We start from the raw sequence: 16,111 nt of genomic DNA on the forward strand, positions 1-16,111 counted from the left end.
ATCGAAGAAAATGAAATACTTAATAAAAATTTACACTTTGGCTTTCGCAATTTTATTGTTTTCGAGTTGTGAGAAGTTGCTGGATTTGGATAATGTGTCTGATATAACCAATGCTGATTATTGGGAATCGCAGGGTGACGTAGAAAGTTATCTTTTGGGTATCTACAGCGAGTATAGAAATTTGAATAATACGCTTACATACTTTGAAGATCGAGGGGATTCGTTTGTGCCAGGTATGGAGGGAGGCCCTTCAAACGCATGGAATCAGAACCTTACACCGCAGAATGCTACTAATTGGATTGACTTTTACGAAGTTATTCAGCATTGTAATTTATTGATCAAATATTCTGGAGGGATTACATTTAGTAGCGAAGCTGATAAGAATAAGCTTCTCGCTGAAGCCTATTTTATCCGTGCCCATACTTATTTTAGTTTGCTTAGGATATGGGGCGAGGTTCCCTTAGAAATAGAGCCAACTGAAAATGATACGAAGGAGATGTTGCCGCGTTCTTCTGCGGATGACGTTATGAACCAGGTGCTAGCCGATGTTTCACAGGCAATTGAGTTCTTCCCAGAAGGAGCAACCGAAAAAAGCAGAGCTAGTAAAGCTGCGGCCTATGCACTTAAGGCGGACGTATTGTTGTGGAAGGCGAAGGTTCTTAAAGGTTCATCATCTGAACTGGAAGAGGTGATATCGCTGGCAGATAAGGCGAGTCAAGGGCATAGTTTGGAAGAAAATTTCGGAAATATATTCTCTAACGAAAACAAGAAAGGTAAAGAAGTTATATTTTCGTTATATTTTCATCGCGACGAAAAAGACGGGCACTATAGCAGCCGCTTGAAACCAAGGGATATTTTTGTACAGGATGCTGTGAACCGTGACGAAATAGCATTTGCTCGTAGTGGCGCAAGAAGCCAGTATGCACCATCATCAAAATTACAAGAGGCATTCGCCGAGAACCCAACTGATGTGAGGACCGATCAGTCATACATTGTAGCGCTTACAGAGGGTAATTCGGTGATTGGTGTTTTCGATAATAAGATGCGAGGAAGCGTAAATGCAGGGAATCGTTATTATGATTCAGATATTGTGATTTATCGTCTAGCGGAGATGATTCTATTTAAAGCAGAGGCTTTGGCTGCGCTTAACCGGACGGATGAGGCGATCGTGGAACTTAATAAAATTCGCAATCGGGCTCAAATAGGTGATTACACCGGATCGACGTCGAAAGCCGCTGTTGAACAAGCGATTCTTCAGGAACGCTTTAGGGAGTTTTATCTTGAATTAAAAAGGTGGCCTGACCTAGTTCGTTTTCACACTGCAGGTTCAATTGATATATATGATGAAGTTCCGAATTTGAGTGGTAAGTCGGTTCCTTTGTTTTCACCAATTCCACAAACAGAAATTGATAAAAACCCAAGCCTAAGTCAAACTGACGGCTATTAAAAAAACGAGAGAAATGTGTAAAGAAAGTATCAGACGAAAAGTATCTATTTTGTTGATGTTTTTCATTGGGTTTTACTCCTTTACTTCCTGTGGAAGTGAAGGAACGGTAGACCCTATAGATGATCCGGTAGAAGAGCCTGATGACGATCCGAATAATGGTTTTAACTATGTTTTTAAAGAAGAGTCTAATGGTTACCAGGTTTTCAGAATACCGGCGATTGTAAAGTCAACTGATGGCAAATTGCTTGCTTTTGCGGAGGCCCGAAAATTAAGGAGTAATGGCGACTCGGGGGATATTGATATGGTTGTTAAGGTTTCAGAAGATAATGGGAAAACATGGGGGGATATGATAACCATTTGGGATGACGGGTTAAACACTTGCGGCAACCCAGTGCCTATCGTTGACCAAGAAACGGGAAGAATTCATTTACTACTTACATGGAACCATGGCGACGATCGTTGGGGCGATTTAACAAATGGAACAGGAAAGGACACAAGACGGGCATTTTATACTTGGTCTGATGATGAAGGGCAGACATGGGAAGAACCTAGAGAAATTACTGAAAGTGTGAAAAATAAAGAATGGGATTGGTATGGCACTGGCCCTGTTCATGGAATACAGATTTCTAAAGGTGAACACAAAGGGAGATTGATTTCTCCCAATTATTTTACAGTGCGAGAAGATGGAAGTAGAAAAGATTATTCTCATGTTATTTATTCCGATGATCATGGAAATACCTGGAAGTCTGGTAGTCAGACCGTTGAGGGAGGCGTTGGCGAATGCACCGTTACTGAGCTATCTGATGGAAAATTGATGTTGAACCTGAGGGCAGGCAGCGGAACTGCAAGAAAGTTCTGTATTAGTGATGATGGCGGTGAAACTTGGGGGCCAATGCAAACGGATTATAACTTGATTGATCCTTCATGTCAGGGAAGTCTTTTTACTGACCATGGAGATAATGCATTGCCGCTATATTTTGCCAATGCTGCAAGTGCCGAGAGAAAAAATATGGCGGTTAAGAAGAGTTTGGACAATGGAAAGACATGGTCTGCCGAGCTGGTTGTTCATGAAGGGCCATCAGCTTATTCTGATCTTGTTGTGACCGAAGATGGTAAAGTTGCTTTATTGTATGAAGGCGGCGTAGGTAGACCGTACGAGGGTATCGCCCTGAAGCTGATTGATGTCAGTGAATTTAAATAGCATATACTTGGATAACAATACGATACACTAAATTTAATTCTATGATGCGCATTTTTTTGCTTTCTAGTTTGATTCTTGTTTTTTTAGGGTTCAAAGCCGATACGGAGATTTCAGAACACCAGTATCAACTACCGGTTCTGAAGAATAAAGAGAACAACCCTATTTTAAGAGTGAAAATTACAGCTGATAAAGAGGGACAAACTTTAACTGATGTGAGGTTCAGTACATTGGGTACAACTGATTTAGGTGATATAAAATCGGCAAGACTCTATTATTATGGACAAGATTCGCTACCGGGTAAAATGGAGGATATTGAGTCGCGCTTATTTGCTTCGGTGACCGGGGTTGGAAAAAAGATGGTTTTTTCCGGTAATCAGGAATTGAAAAAAGGTGACAATTTCTTCTGGTTGTCATTTGAGTTAAAAGAAGGCGCATCCTTGTCTAATTTTGTTGATGCTCAGCTTGTTTCTGCAAAAATAAATGGGAAAAAAGTTAGAGCTAAAGCGCAGAATGAACAACTTGTTCAGCGGATTGGCGTGGCTGTTCGTAAACATAAGCAAGATGATGTTCATACCTCACGTATTCCGGGACTGGCAACTACGAACGAAGGAACCTTGATTGCTATTTTTGACGCTCGCTACGAAAGTGGTCGTGATCTACAGGGGCATATGGATATTGGTATTCATCGCAGTGAAGATGGTGGACAAACATGGGAACCTATACAAATTGTGATGGACATGGGTGAGTGGGGTGATTTGCCGCAGAAATTTAATGGTGTTTCTGACGCTGGAATCTTGGTAGATCGGAATACGGGTGATATCTACATTGCTGGATTGTGGATGCATGGCCTTCTGGATAAAGAAGGTAATTGGATAGAAGGTTTGAATGAAGAAAGTGAGGAGTGGGATCATCAATGGAGAAACAAAGCTTCACAGCCTGGTTTTGATGTTAAACAGACATCGCAATTCTTGATTGTGAAGAGTACAGATGATGGCAAGACTTGGAGCAAACCGGTGAATGTTACCAAAATGGGGAAGAAAGAGGAATGGTGGCTTTGGGCGCCGGCGCCGGGACAGGGAATTACGTTAAAAGATGGTACGCTCGTTTTCCCAACTCAGGGAAGGAATAAAAATGGGCATCCGTTTTCAAACATAACTTATAGCAAAGACGGGGGCAAAACTTGGGTTTCGACCAATCCGGCTGTAAGTGAGGGTACGACAGAATGTATGGCGGTTGAGTTAACTGATGGTTCGATCATGTTGAATATGCGAGCCAACAGCAATCGTGGGGATACGACGTCAACAAACGGGAGGGCAATTGCGGTTACACGTGATCTGGGTGAGACATGGACAATGCATCCGACCTCGCACAATGCTTTGATTGAGCCGGTGTGTATGGCGAGCATTATTCGGCATGACTATCAATCTGGCAGTGAGGAGAAAAATTACCTACTTTTTTCGAATCCAGACTCAAAAACGCAGCGTAACAGACTTTCTGTAAAGGTGAGCGACAATGATGGGGAGAACTGGGATCAGTATCCTGCGTTGATGTTAGACGAGTTCAACAGCCGTGGCTATTCCTGCCTAACCTCGGTTGATAATGAAACAATTGGAATTTTATATGAAAGTAGTCAGGCTGATATGGTATTTCAGACGCTGACTATAGACGAATTAACAAATAAAAAGTAATATTTATAATACGTATAATCAAACAGAAAGATGGAAAAAATAACAGGATTGGTAGCCGCAACATTCGCAGCTTACAAGGGCAACGGAGAAATTAACCGCGACGTTATACCCGATATTGTTGAGAAATTGATTAAAGATGGGGTCTCGGGTGTTTTTGTATGTGGAACCAATGGAGAGGGTCCTAACCTAACTATTGAAGAACGCATGGCTATTGTTGAGGCATATGTCAAAGCTGTGAACAAACGAATAAAAGTTATGGTTCACGTGGGACATAGCTCTGTTAGAGAGGCTCGTAAATTAGCCGCTCATGCGCAAGATGTAGGAGCGGACGCGTTTTCCTCAGTTTCCGCTTTCTATTTTAAACCAGCTTCTGTAAAAGCATTGATATCGAGTATGGCGGAGATTGCTTCTGCAGCACCAGATATTCCGTTTTATTATTATAATATTCCTCATCTTACTGGTGTTGCGATGAATATGTTGGACTTTATGCAATTAGCAGAAGAGATTATTCCTAATTTTAGGGGATTAAAATATACTGCGACCACTTTACATGAATACGAAGCCTGCTTGAACTATAAAAACGGGAAATATGATATTTTGTATGGCCTCGATGAAATGCTATTAGGTGCATTGGCTGTAGGAGCGAAAGGTGCCGTCGGTAGCACGTATACTTTTGCTGCGCCGCTGTATAGAAAAATTATAGATAATTTTGAGAATCACCGTATTGAAGACGCTCGTCAGCTGCAGATGGATTCTATCAAGATGGTTCAGTCGTTAGTCAAATTTGCGCCTATTCCGGCGCAGCGTGCGATTGTGGGTATGGAAGGCATTGAGCTTGGCCCGTGTCGTTTGCCCTTAGTTGATCTAACTGATGATGAAATTGAAGCGCTGAAAAATGATCTGAATAAAAAAGGATTTTTTGAGGCTGTAAATCAATGCCGTGATGCTCGAGTAAAAGCGTAATGAATTATGAAACTCCTTTCTTATTTGATTCTATTTCTTATGATTATAACCTCTGCATGTACACAAGAGCCATTAAAATGGGGTAATTTACCTAGTATTCCTGATACGGTGGGTTTCGCCGGATCGTTTGCTGGCGTCTCGAATAATACATTAATTGTTGCTGGTGGGGCAAACTTCCCAGATGGGGGGGCGCCTTGGACAGGATCAAAGAAGGTTTGGGATGATCAGGTGTTTGCACTTGAAAAGGGTAGTCAAGAATGGAAAATAGTGGGAAAATTACCCAGACCATTGGGGTACGGGGTCTCGATCAGCACGGACGACGGTTTGCTTATCATTGGTGGAAGTAATGAAGAAGGACATTATAGTGATGTATATCAACTGAAATACGTAGGCGACAGTGTGTCTTATACTGATCTTCCGAGTTTACCTGAACCCTTAGCGAATTCGGCAGGCGTATTATTAAACAACACCGTGTATGTAATGGGAGGAACTACTGATCCTGCTTCTAAAGACGCGGAAGGGAGTTTTTGGTCTCTGGATCTAAACAATTTAGATGCTGGCTGGGCAATAAGAGAGTCTTGGCCGGGTCCTTCAAGAATGTTGGCAGTTGCTGGTGCAGATGACCACGCTGTTTATCTTTTCAGTGGTGCTCATTTAAAGGAAGGTATTCGCGAGTACCTTTCGGACGGTTACCGATTTTCTGAGGAAAATGGATGGGAGAAACTGGCTGAGCTTCCGAGAGCGGTTGTGGCGGCACCTACGCCGGCGTTTACTGACGGGAATTCAAATCTACTTGTATTTGGTGGAGACGACGGTAGCTTGGCGGGGATAGATCCGCAAAAAGAAGAACATCCTGGCTTTTCAAAGGGAGTGTTGAGTTTTGATCCTGATAGAAATGAATGGAATACGATTGCGGAACAACCGGGACATGCGGCAGTGACAACTTCGCTCGTTGTATGGAATGAGGAAGTTGTTATTCCTGGAGGGGAAATAAGACCTGCCGTTCGAACTACACAGGTTCGTACCGTTATTGAGAAGTAGTTATTCTCTGTGAAATATTGAAATAAACCTAATCTATGAAAAATGCAAAATATTATCCATGGCTGGTTGTCGGCTTGCTGTGGGTTGTCGCCCTCCTAAATTATATGGATAGACAGATGCTGTCGACTATGCGGCCTAGTATGGAAGCTGATATCCAAGAGCTGCAATCGGCTGCAAACTTCGGACATTTGATGGCTATTTTCTTATGGATTTATGGGTTTATGAGTCCGGTAGCTGGCACGATCGCGGATAAATTTAGTAGAAAATGGTTGATAGTAGGTAGTTTGTTTGTGTGGTCGGCTGTGACTTTCGCGATGGGCTATGCTACGACTTTTAATCAGTTGATGTGGCTGCGAGGTATTATGGGCGTTAGTGAAGCTCTGTATATACCAGCCGGCTTATCACTTATTGCTGATTATCATAAGGATAAAACCCGATCCTTGGCAATAGGTATTCATATGACCGGATTGTATATGGGGCAGGCTCTTGGCGGTTTTGGCGCTACATTGGCAGAGGCCTTTACATGGCATACGGCGTTCAGGTCGTTTGGACTTGTAGGGATAGTCTATGCTTTAATTCTTTTGTTTTTCTTGCATGAAGTTAAGACTTCATCGAAGGAGAAAGTTGTACTGGATCCGGTGCCGGACGGTACTTCTATTAAAAAAGTTACCATATTTAAGGGGTTAAGTGTGCTTTTGTCGAATATTGCGTTTTGGGTTATCTTATTTTATTTCGCTGTTCCGAGCTTACCAGGCTGGGCAACAAAAAATTGGCTGCCGACATTGTTTGCGGAGAATCTTAATATACCAATGTCTTCGGCGGGGCCTTTGTCGACGATCACAATCGCCGCTTCCTCGTTTATCGGTGTGATTTTCGGGGGTATTCTTTCGGATCGATGGGTACAGAAAAATGTCCGCGGCAGGGTTTATACAAGTGCTATTGGAATTGCATTAACAATTCCATCTTTATTATTATTAGGTTTTGGTAACTCATTGTTTCATGTAGTTGGTGCTGCTTTATGTTTCGGTTTGGGATTTGGTATGTTTGATGCGAATAATATGCCGATTCTTTGTCAATTTGTATCAGCAAAGTACAGGGCAACTGCTTATGGCTTGATGAATATGGTTGGTGTCTTCTCAGGAGCCTTTATTACCGATTACCTAGGTAGATCAACAGATGCGGGTAACCTTGGGAGTGATTTTGCCAAATTAGCGGCTATCGTCGCCATCGCTTTGGTCGTGCAGTTATACTTTTTGCGTCCTAAAGTCAATGATTTTACAGATGATTGAAATTGATCAATCGATTGCGTGAAAAAAAAGTTGGATTAGTTTGGAAAATACAATACTTAGTGTTACTTTTACACTATCAAAATCAGAGCAATCAAATTTTGGTAATTGGTTAAATGTCTTTTCATAATTTAGGTTTATAATTGGTTAGTTCAAAACCCCTGCCCATCAGGGGTTTTGTTATTTATAAGTTTTCGGTAATTTCGGATGATAGAGGTTTAACTGCTGACCGGTAACGATGAATTAATTTCCCGTTTTCATCGATAAGAAATTTTTCAAAATTCCATTTAATCTCTCCTGTGAAATCAGGGTTGTCCGCAGAAGTTAGGTAGTCGAACAGAGGACTAATGTCTTCCCCTTTCACGCTTGTCTTCTCGGTGAGCAAGAAAGTGACTCCATAATTCTTTTCACAGAACGACTGTATGTCCTCGTTAGCTCCAGGTTCCTGATTGCCAAAGTTATTTGCCGGCACACCGATTACAACTAATTGATCTTTGTACTTTTTTGACAATTCCTCCAATTCGGCGTATTGAGGAGTGAAACCACATTTTGATGCTGTATTGACTAATAGTATCTTTTTCCCTTTAAAATTGGAAAGGTCAATGGATTTGCCATCAATGCCTTGTAATTTGAATTGGTATACATTGTCTGGGGGCGTTGCGAATAGAACGCTAAATAGTATAAGCAGTGTTTTCATGATAAATAATTCTAAATTTTATAAATTTAAATAGTTACTTTTTTGTGTTTCTTTCTCCACAACAAAAGCATATAAATCCTGTATGGGTTGCTGAATGATTTTTCCGATTCGAACATGATTGTTTTTACATACGACTTTTAATTGTTCACTATAAAAATAGGCAATCGACCCGACAAAATGACATTCGTAATCTTCATAGTCAGCATAACTGAATATATTCGTTTTCACGAAATCTTCGAAACCATTACAGAGCATATCTGTGATGTAATCATGGCTAGTGTGGTCCGCAAGGAAGGGTGCGAATGAAGCAAGATAAGCATTAGGATGAGGCTCTTGATAGACATTTTTCATGACGATCTCTTTGTTGACCTCATAGGTTCCAGCAAATTCTATGCTGATATCTGAAGGCATTTGATCATATAGAAAATCGGTGACCAGTTTCTTTCCGAACCATGCGCCAGAGCCTATGTCACCAAGGATAAAGCCAGTGCCGAACCTGCTTGGTAGTGCATTTTCACCATCAAAGAAAGAAATATTAGATCCGGTGCCCATTGTGCTGATAAAACCCGGACGGTCGCCACATGTGGCATAAGCGGAGCCGATTAAGTCCGTGTCAACAGAAACAAAAGCGTTTTTAAAAACATGAGAAACTGCATTCGAAACAATCTCTCGTCGGTCAGGAGATGTACAGCCGGAACCAAAAAAATAAATTTCGGAAATGTCGTTAACATAAGGGCTGATCTCCTTAAAAGACTGGATAATTTTAACTATTTCCTTTTCCTGAGTGAAGAATGGATTGATTCCCTGCGTGCGATAGCGTTCAGGTTTTTTGCCATTCGGAGTGAACATCCAGTCGGACTTAAAAGAACCACTATCAACTACAAGTATCATAACTAATTAAAATTTCAAAAAGCATAGATTCAAATTTACAATAATTTTAGTTAATCTTGTTGGAATTAGCAAAGGTCCGATTTCCTGATTTTTAATAATATCACTATGAGAAGACATTTTATTTATTTGTTTATGACTTTAATGATGACAACTTTGACGAGTATTGCCCAACCTAGAATTAGTTTTGATGTTTCATTTAAAGAACCTCAGGCTCATTATATAGAGGTTCGGATGGAGATAGATAACTTGGAAGAAGGCTCAGTCGATTTGAAAATGCCTGTTTGGGCACCCGGGTCTTATCTTATACGAGAGTTCCCGAAAAATGTAGAGCACGTGTTTGCGAAAGCTGCCGGCTCAAAAGATCTGCCTGTTAAAAAAATTGATAAAAATACATGGAGGGTTGAAAATGGTGCTGAAAAAAAAATTGTAGTAGATTATCGGATATACGCTTACGAGGTTTCTGTAAGGACAAGCTACGTTGATGAGAGCCATGCATTTTTATCCCCTACCGGTGTTTTTATGTTTATCGACGGTATGATCGATCTTCCATCCGAAGTTGAGGTTACTCCCTATAAAGGATGGTCAAAAATATCAACGGGTTTAGAGCCTGTTAAGGGTAAAAAGAATACTTTTTATGCTGAGAATTTTGATATTTTGTTTGACTCACCCATTGAAGTCGGCAATCAGGATGTTTTTACGTTTAATGCGGCAGGCGTAGAACATGAAGTGGCGATGGTCGGTGGCGGAAATTATGATGCAGCGCGTTTGAAGAGAGATATGGCCAGCATTGTGGAGGAGGCAACCAATGTTTTTGGTGTAAACCCAAATAAACGTTATGTTTTCATTGTTCATAATTATGCATCTGGTGGCGGAGGTTTGGAACATTTGAATTCTACTGTCTTGGGTGCGTCTCGTTTCGCTTATAGTAATCCCGATCGTTATAACGGGTTTTTAGGACTTGTTGCACACGAATACTTCCACGTATGGAATATTAAAAGATTGAGGCCCGAGAACTTAGGCCCGTTTAATTATAGTGCTGAAAACTACACTACAAACCTGTGGATATCAGAAGGGTTCACTGCTTATTATGATAACTTGCTAGTTCGCAGAAGCGGCTTTTATGATGAGAATAGTTATCTGAAAATGTTGACAAATGACATTGAAGCTGTTGAAAATAGACCGGGTAACCTCGTGCAACCACTTGATTTGGCTAGTTTTGATGCTTGGATCAAATATTATCGTCCGGATGAGAATTCCGTCAATACCACGGTCTCATATTACAATAAAGGTGCGTTGATGGGGATGCTGCTTGACTTGAAGACATTACATGCGACCAAAGGGGAGAAGCGCTTAGATGATATTATGCAAGCTATGTATCAGGAGTATTATGAGAAGCAGGATAGAGGGTTTACTGATGCCGAATTTAAGGAAATGGCAGAAAAGGTGGCTGGCACCTCAATAGACGATATTTACGATTACGTGAATAATGCGAAAGCTGTTGATTATAATAAATATCTGGGCTATGCGGGCATGAAGCTCGTGAATCAATTAGAAGGGATCAGTTTGCCGGATTTTGGTGTTCGTTTAGTGAAGAATAGAATCGTTTCGGTTAGCAGAAATAGCGGAGCGTGGAACGGAGGTTTGAACGTTCACGATGAATTAATCTCTATTAACGGATACCGGATTGATGAAGACGGCAGAGAGATGGATCGCATTCTTAGTCAGACGGCGGTTGGAGATGAGGTAACTGTCTTGGTTGCGCGAGATGGCATAATGAAAGAGTTTCGTTTTACGCTGCCTGAAAATAAACGTGCTGATTATGTAATTGAACCGGTAGCTGATGCAACGAAAGAACAGATTGCTATCAGGAATGTCTGGTTGTCAGTAAATTGATTGAGTTTGTGGGGAAAAAGAAACGGCGACTATTCAAATAGCTGCCGTTACTTTTAATTGTTGATTTGTGATTGGGTTTAGTTAAAATGCGAAACGAATCGATAGTCCGATGCCTTCTGCGTCGAAACCTGTATCAGGCGTAATCTCTAAGGCAGGTTTCCAGTCCAATGAAACATTAATAGGTGCCCCATTGAATTTGTAATCTAACCCTAAAACTCCGTCAATACTCAACGCAATGTCAGAATCATGATGATCATGTTTGTAATCCCATACACCAATTCCGGCACCACCACCATAATACCATCTTAGTCCAGGTGCATTGTTGATGGGAAGATGTCTTTCATACAAACCTATTAAACGAAACGTCGAATATTCGTTTTTCTTACTACGAAAATTTACGATGAAATCCAACGCATCATTGCTGTTAACGAAGTGTTTGAACGTGATACCGTTAGCAACACCAAAACGTCCCCCGATAGCATTTCTGTAATCGTGTCCCAAAGCTTGAGCTTTTGCCTCTTGGCCCGCAATGCTGAGAACACCAACAGTGAATAATAGTAAAAGTAATTTTTTCATTTCTTTTCGTTTTGTTAATACGCAACGCGTAAACCAAATTTGGTGCCAAATAACGTTTTTTTCTTTTTAGAACTCGAAATCATAAAATAGTTTCAATATCCTAGGAGAAAAGATTGGAATTATTTTCGTATTTTAGGTCAGTTGCAACTCTCTAAAACGGGAATCATGGCGGAAATAAAACGAATGTTTGACATTTTGGAAAATTATCGAAAAAATTTTTCAAATGAGGAGATGGTGTCTGGGAAATTTGACGGCCAACGGAGAATTTATAGCACAGCCGAATTTATTGAAAATGTGGATACACTAACGCGCGCTTTGCTGGAGTTTGGGATTAAGAAAGGTGATAAGGTTGCCTTAATGTCAGCTAACCGTCCAGAGTGGAATTTTTGCGACTTCGGAGTTATGCAATTAGGAGCTGCCATTGTTCCGCTTTACCCTACATTGTCAAAACAAGATCTGAAGCATATATTAACAGATGCTGATGTGAAGGTGATTTTTGTTTCTACCACGGAATTGTATGAAAAATTGAAAGAAAGTGTGGATGAGTTGTCTGCATCTGTGGAAGTAATTTCATTCGATAATGTTCCGGACACAACTGCCTGGGAGGATTTTCTAAAGACCGGCGACCCCAATGTTGATCTTAATGAATATAGAGAGCAGATAGACGAGGATGATTTGCTTACATTGATATACACATCGGGTACAACGGGTAAACCGAAAGGTGTATGTTTGAGCCACCGCAATATTATTAGCAATATTTTAGCCTCGAGTCATTTATTTCCGACTGAGTATAAAAAAGCGATTAGCTTTTTGCCACTTTCTCATGTTTTTGAGCGAATGGTCGTGTATATGTACTTTTCTTTGGGCATTGAAGTGCATTATGCTGAGAGTATGGACACGATAATTGATGATGTTAAAGAGGTAAAGCCTGATGGCTTTACCACGGTTCCGCGAGTATTGGAAAAGGTTTATGACGCGATTTACGCTAAAGGAAAAGCCTTAACTGGTTTGAAGCGTTCGATTTTCTTCTGGGCTTTGAATTTAGGTTTGAACTATAAAGAACCCGGAAAGAACAGTGCTTTTTATAACCTTCAATTGAAGATAGCAAGAAAATTAGTGTTTAAACAGTGGCAGGCTGCTCTGGGTGGAAATATCGTTGCTCTTATTTCTGGGGGTGCGGCATTGCAAGAAAGGCTTGCACGGGTGTTTTGGGCAGCGGACATACCTGTATTGGAGGGCTATGGACTGACCGAGACTTCGCCGGTTATTTCGGTAAACGGATTAAAGCCTGATCAAATTAAATTTGGTACAGTGGGTAAGGTTCTTTCTAATTTAGAGGTAAAAATTGCCGACGACGGAGAGGTTCTTTGCAAGGGACCAAGTATTTTTTTGGGCTATTATAAAAATGAGGAGGCGACGGCTGAAGTTGTTGACGAGAATGGCTTTCTCCACACCGGGGATATTGGTGAGCTCAGCGAAGAGGGGTTCCTTAAAATAACTGATCGAAAAAAGGAGATGTTTAAGACCTCTGGCGGAAAATATGTCGCTCCTCAAGTTCTAGAAAATAAACTTATGGAATCGCTGTTTATAGCTCAGGTAATGATTGTGGGTGAGGGTCGTAGATTTCCGTCGGCTCTGATAGTACCTGCGTTTGACAAGCTGAAAAGTTGGTGTAAGGTCAAGGGGATCGAATGGAGGTCTAACGATGAAATCGTTAAGGATCCGCAGGTTATCGATAAATTTCAGCGGGAAGTTGATTTAATGAACAAAGGGTTTGGGCACTGGGAGCAAATTAAGAAGTTTATTCTTTTACCTAAAGAGTGGAGTATTGACGCAGGAGAACTGACTCCTAAGCTCAGTCTTCGGCGAAAAGTGATTCTAAGTAATCACACAGACGAGTTAGATGAAATTTATAAGGGAGAGAAGTAGTAGAGGGAAAGAACTAAGCGTCGATTAACTTGTTGATGTTTTCCATCTCACCAAAAATTACCAAAATATCTCCTTCTTCCAGTCTTGTGTGTGAAGTTGCTATGCCCGAAGCCTCTTTTGTGACTTTTGCCACTCCTTTGACAATTTCTTCCTTTACTTTAATTGTTGTAAGAATAATGACTTGATATTGATTTGTAAGATCGGCTTCAATGAGTGTTTTGCCGACATAACGTTTAGGGACTTTTGTTTCAACGATACTGTATTTTTCCGAAATTTTGAACGAGTCAACAATGTTGAGGTTGACCAGTTTAACGGCCAAGCGTTCTGCTGATTCCTCTTCTGGCATAATGAACTCTTCGATCTTCATGGCCTCAAGCACTGTTTGTTGAAGATCTGAGACGACTCGTGCAATGATGCGTTTTATTTCGAATTGCTTCAATACTGCGGTCGTCAACAACGAGGATGCTTCGTCTTCACCAATGGCTACGATAACAGCGTGTGCATCTTTTAAAGGCAGAGATGCTACTGCGTTCTTGTCGGTAGCATCTAGGCATACTGTGTGGGTGATCTCGTCTTTGAACTGTTCGACTTTTTTCATATCGTTATCAGCACCGATAACCTCATGTCCGAGTTCAGTAAGTTTAAATGCGAGTGATTTTCCGAAGTGTCCTAACCCAAAAACGATAAATTTCATATTTATTTATATTATAATCTTACAACTGTACTGTGTCCGAAGGATATTTGTATGCTTTGATTTTCGTGTCTTTAATAAAAGCGATTAATAAAGTCAGTGCGCCGATTCTGCCGATAAACATAGCAAATACCAGGATGATCTTTCCTCCCTCCGAAAGGGTCGGTGTAATCCCCAAGCTTAGACCGCTTATGGCAAATGCGGACATGCTCTCAAATGCCAATGCCTTATAGTCATGGTTCCCATCGGTCAGGGAGAGTAAAAAAAGAATAATACCGTAGACTAATACCGATAAAATAATAACTGCTAAGGCGCGTATGCTCGTTTCCTTGGTTACTCTCCTTTTGAATAATTCAAGGTTTTCTTTTCCTCTGGCAATACTGAATATATTTAAAAAAGAAATGGCAAAGGTGGTAGTCTTAATCCCTCCACCATTTGATCCTGGTGAGGCGCCAATCCACATAAAGAAAAACAGAAGCATAATAGAGGGAAATGTGATATTTTCCATACTGACTGTCGTGAATCCGGCTGAACGTGGTGTTACGCTAAGGAAGAAAGAAGAAACCATTTTCCCCCATAAGCTGTCATGTTCCTGTAAGCTGTTGTTGTATTCGAGTATAAAAAAAAGGATCGTTCCCGAGGTGAGAAGAATAAATGTTGTATAAAGGATGATTTTAGAGCTAAACTGGAGTTCCTGAGCTTGATAAATAAATCTTTCGTCGTAACGTAGCTTTCGGTAAATATTGACAGTCCATCTTTTTAAATAAGAGTACGTATTCATAAGGATATTGAATCCTAGACCACCGAAGATAATAAGCACAGATATTACCAAATGAATATTGTAATTGGTCTTAAATAAAGGATTGTACAGGCCATCATGAATGGTTGAAAAGCCAGCGTTACAAAAAGCGGAAACGGCATGGAAAATAGAAAAATAAACTGCCTCACCTGTAGATATGAACGTGTTATCGGGTATGTTGAAGAAGATAAATGCGGCGCCAATAATTTCAAATAACAAGGTTATATATACGATTCTGGAAAGTGTGTTAATGACTGAACCAATCTTGTTTTCGTTAATTAATTCGGTGTACATTAATCGGTTTTTATAGGAAAATCCGCCTGTAAAGAAAAAGCCAAAGAACCCGGTAAAGGTCATAATACCCAGGCCTCCTAATTGAAAGAGAATTAAGATGATTGTTTGCCCAAACTGGGTGAATTTCGCTGATACGTCGAAAACTGTCAATCCGGTTACACATACTGCACTTGTTGATGTAAACAGAGCGTCCACGAAACTAATCTGATTATCTGTTGTTGAATTAGGCAGTATGAGCAGCAGTGTGCCGACCAGGATCAAAAGAAGGAAGCTAATGACAAATAAGAGGGTTGGGTTAAAGTAAAAATCGTCAAAGAAAAGGCTAACTTTAGATACTTCAATGAGAAGGGTTGCGAAGAAACCCAGATATAACCATTCGGACTGAAAAAAGTTGATACCTAGGTTTTTAAAACCGAAAATACTTAGGATAATGACAAAGAAGAAATAAATAGATATGATGATTTCCCCATAGTGTATCAGTCGTCGTTTTTTGTATAAAAGCGTAATTAAAATCAGTCTGGCAAGGTGCAGGGCGCCAAATAAATAAAAAAGATAGCGCAGAATATGGTCAACAAATAATACCGTTTCGATATTTTTATTATAACCTAGGTTGAATAAAATGGTAACTGTGCAAGCGATGCTAAAATATAACAGTCCTCTGTCGCCAAGCTTAAGTAATTGTGTTATTTTTTTCGCTAGGCTTGTCCCCATTTAA

General features: G+C 40.5%; 13 protein-coding genes. 8 read left to right on the forward strand and 5 right to left on the reverse strand.

Annotated elements, in window-relative coordinates; all coding sequences use genetic code 11:
* The first annotated feature begins 10 nt into the window (after window positions 1-10).
* The 6 genes from D3P12_RS05270 to D3P12_RS05295 are packed head-to-tail and all read left to right on the forward strand — an operon-like array spanning window position 11 to window position 7,629.
* Entirely contained in the window at window positions 11-1,447 is a 1,437-nt protein-coding gene (locus tag D3P12_RS05270) for a RagB/SusD family nutrient uptake outer membrane protein (RefSeq protein WP_118194014.1), read from the forward strand.
* Between the two features lie 13 nt (window positions 1,448-1,460).
* The gene (locus tag D3P12_RS05275) at window positions 1,461-2,648 is read left to right on the forward strand and encodes a sialidase family protein (protein WP_118194015.1); all 1,188 of its coding nucleotides are present in this window, start codon (window positions 1,461-1,463) and stop codon (window positions 2,646-2,648) included.
* 41 nt (window positions 2,649-2,689) lie between these two features.
* Entirely contained in the window at window positions 2,690-4,336 is a 1,647-nt protein-coding gene (locus D3P12_RS05280; RefSeq protein WP_245977394.1) for a sialidase family protein, read from the forward strand.
* 30 nt (window positions 4,337-4,366) lie between these two features.
* A complete protein-coding gene (locus tag D3P12_RS05285) occupies window positions 4,367-5,299 on the forward strand; it encodes a dihydrodipicolinate synthase family protein (protein ID WP_118194016.1) in 933 nt (310 codons plus the stop codon).
* 39 nt (window positions 5,300-5,338) lie between these two features.
* Complete coding sequence (locus tag D3P12_RS05290) at window positions 5,339-6,340, forward strand: galactose oxidase (protein WP_245977395.1); 1,002 nt, start codon at window positions 5,339-5,341, stop codon at window positions 6,338-6,340.
* 35 nt (window positions 6,341-6,375) lie between these two features.
* The gene (locus D3P12_RS05295) at window positions 6,376-7,629 is read left to right on the forward strand and encodes an MFS transporter (RefSeq protein ID WP_118194018.1); all 1,254 of its coding nucleotides are present in this window, start codon (window positions 6,376-6,378) and stop codon (window positions 7,627-7,629) included.
* Window positions 7,630-7,810: 181 nt separating this feature from the next.
* Here D3P12_RS05295 and D3P12_RS05300 read toward each other — a convergent pair whose 3' ends face one another.
* Window positions 7,811-8,323: a glutathione peroxidase gene (locus tag D3P12_RS05300; RefSeq protein WP_118194019.1), complete on the reverse strand. Its 513-nt coding sequence runs from the start codon at window positions 8,321-8,323 to the stop codon at window positions 7,811-7,813.
* 18 nt (window positions 8,324-8,341) lie between these two features.
* Window positions 8,342-9,214 (reverse strand): N-acetylglucosamine kinase, encoded by an 873-nt coding sequence (locus tag D3P12_RS05305; protein WP_118194020.1) that lies wholly within the window; start codon window positions 9,212-9,214, stop codon window positions 8,342-8,344.
* Between the two features lie 105 nt (window positions 9,215-9,319).
* Here D3P12_RS05305 and D3P12_RS05310 point away from each other — a divergent pair, with 105 nt between their 5' ends.
* Window positions 9,320-11,107 (forward strand): M61 family metallopeptidase, encoded by a 1,788-nt coding sequence (locus D3P12_RS05310; protein ID WP_118194021.1) that lies wholly within the window; start codon window positions 9,320-9,322, stop codon window positions 11,105-11,107.
* 81 nt (window positions 11,108-11,188) lie between these two features.
* Here D3P12_RS05310 and D3P12_RS05315 read toward each other — a convergent pair whose 3' ends face one another.
* A complete protein-coding gene (locus tag D3P12_RS05315) occupies window positions 11,189-11,683 on the reverse strand; it encodes a hypothetical protein (protein ID WP_118194022.1) in 495 nt (164 codons plus the stop codon).
* Window positions 11,684-11,848: 165 nt separating this feature from the next.
* Here D3P12_RS05315 and D3P12_RS05320 point away from each other — a divergent pair, with 165 nt between their 5' ends.
* Window positions 11,849-13,612, forward strand: coding sequence for an AMP-dependent synthetase/ligase (locus D3P12_RS05320; RefSeq protein ID WP_118194023.1), 1,764 nt, complete (start codon window positions 11,849-11,851; stop codon window positions 13,610-13,612).
* 13 nt (window positions 13,613-13,625) lie between these two features.
* Here D3P12_RS05320 and D3P12_RS05325 read toward each other — a convergent pair whose 3' ends face one another.
* Both D3P12_RS05325 and D3P12_RS05330 read right to left on the reverse strand, forming a co-directional pair.
* The gene (locus D3P12_RS05325) at window positions 13,626-14,306 is read right to left on the reverse strand and encodes a potassium channel family protein (RefSeq protein ID WP_118194024.1); all 681 of its coding nucleotides are present in this window, start codon (window positions 14,304-14,306) and stop codon (window positions 13,626-13,628) included.
* A 19-nt stretch (window positions 14,307-14,325) separates the two neighbouring features.
* Window positions 14,326-16,107: a TrkH family potassium uptake protein gene (locus D3P12_RS05330; protein WP_118194025.1), complete on the reverse strand. Its 1,782-nt coding sequence runs from the start codon at window positions 16,105-16,107 to the stop codon at window positions 14,326-14,328.
* Window positions 16,108-16,111 lie beyond the last annotated feature (4 nt).

The sequence above is a fragment of the Pedobacter indicus genome (assembly GCF_003449035.1).
Classification (GTDB): Bacteria; Bacteroidota; Bacteroidia; order Sphingobacteriales; family Sphingobacteriaceae; genus Albibacterium; species Albibacterium indicum.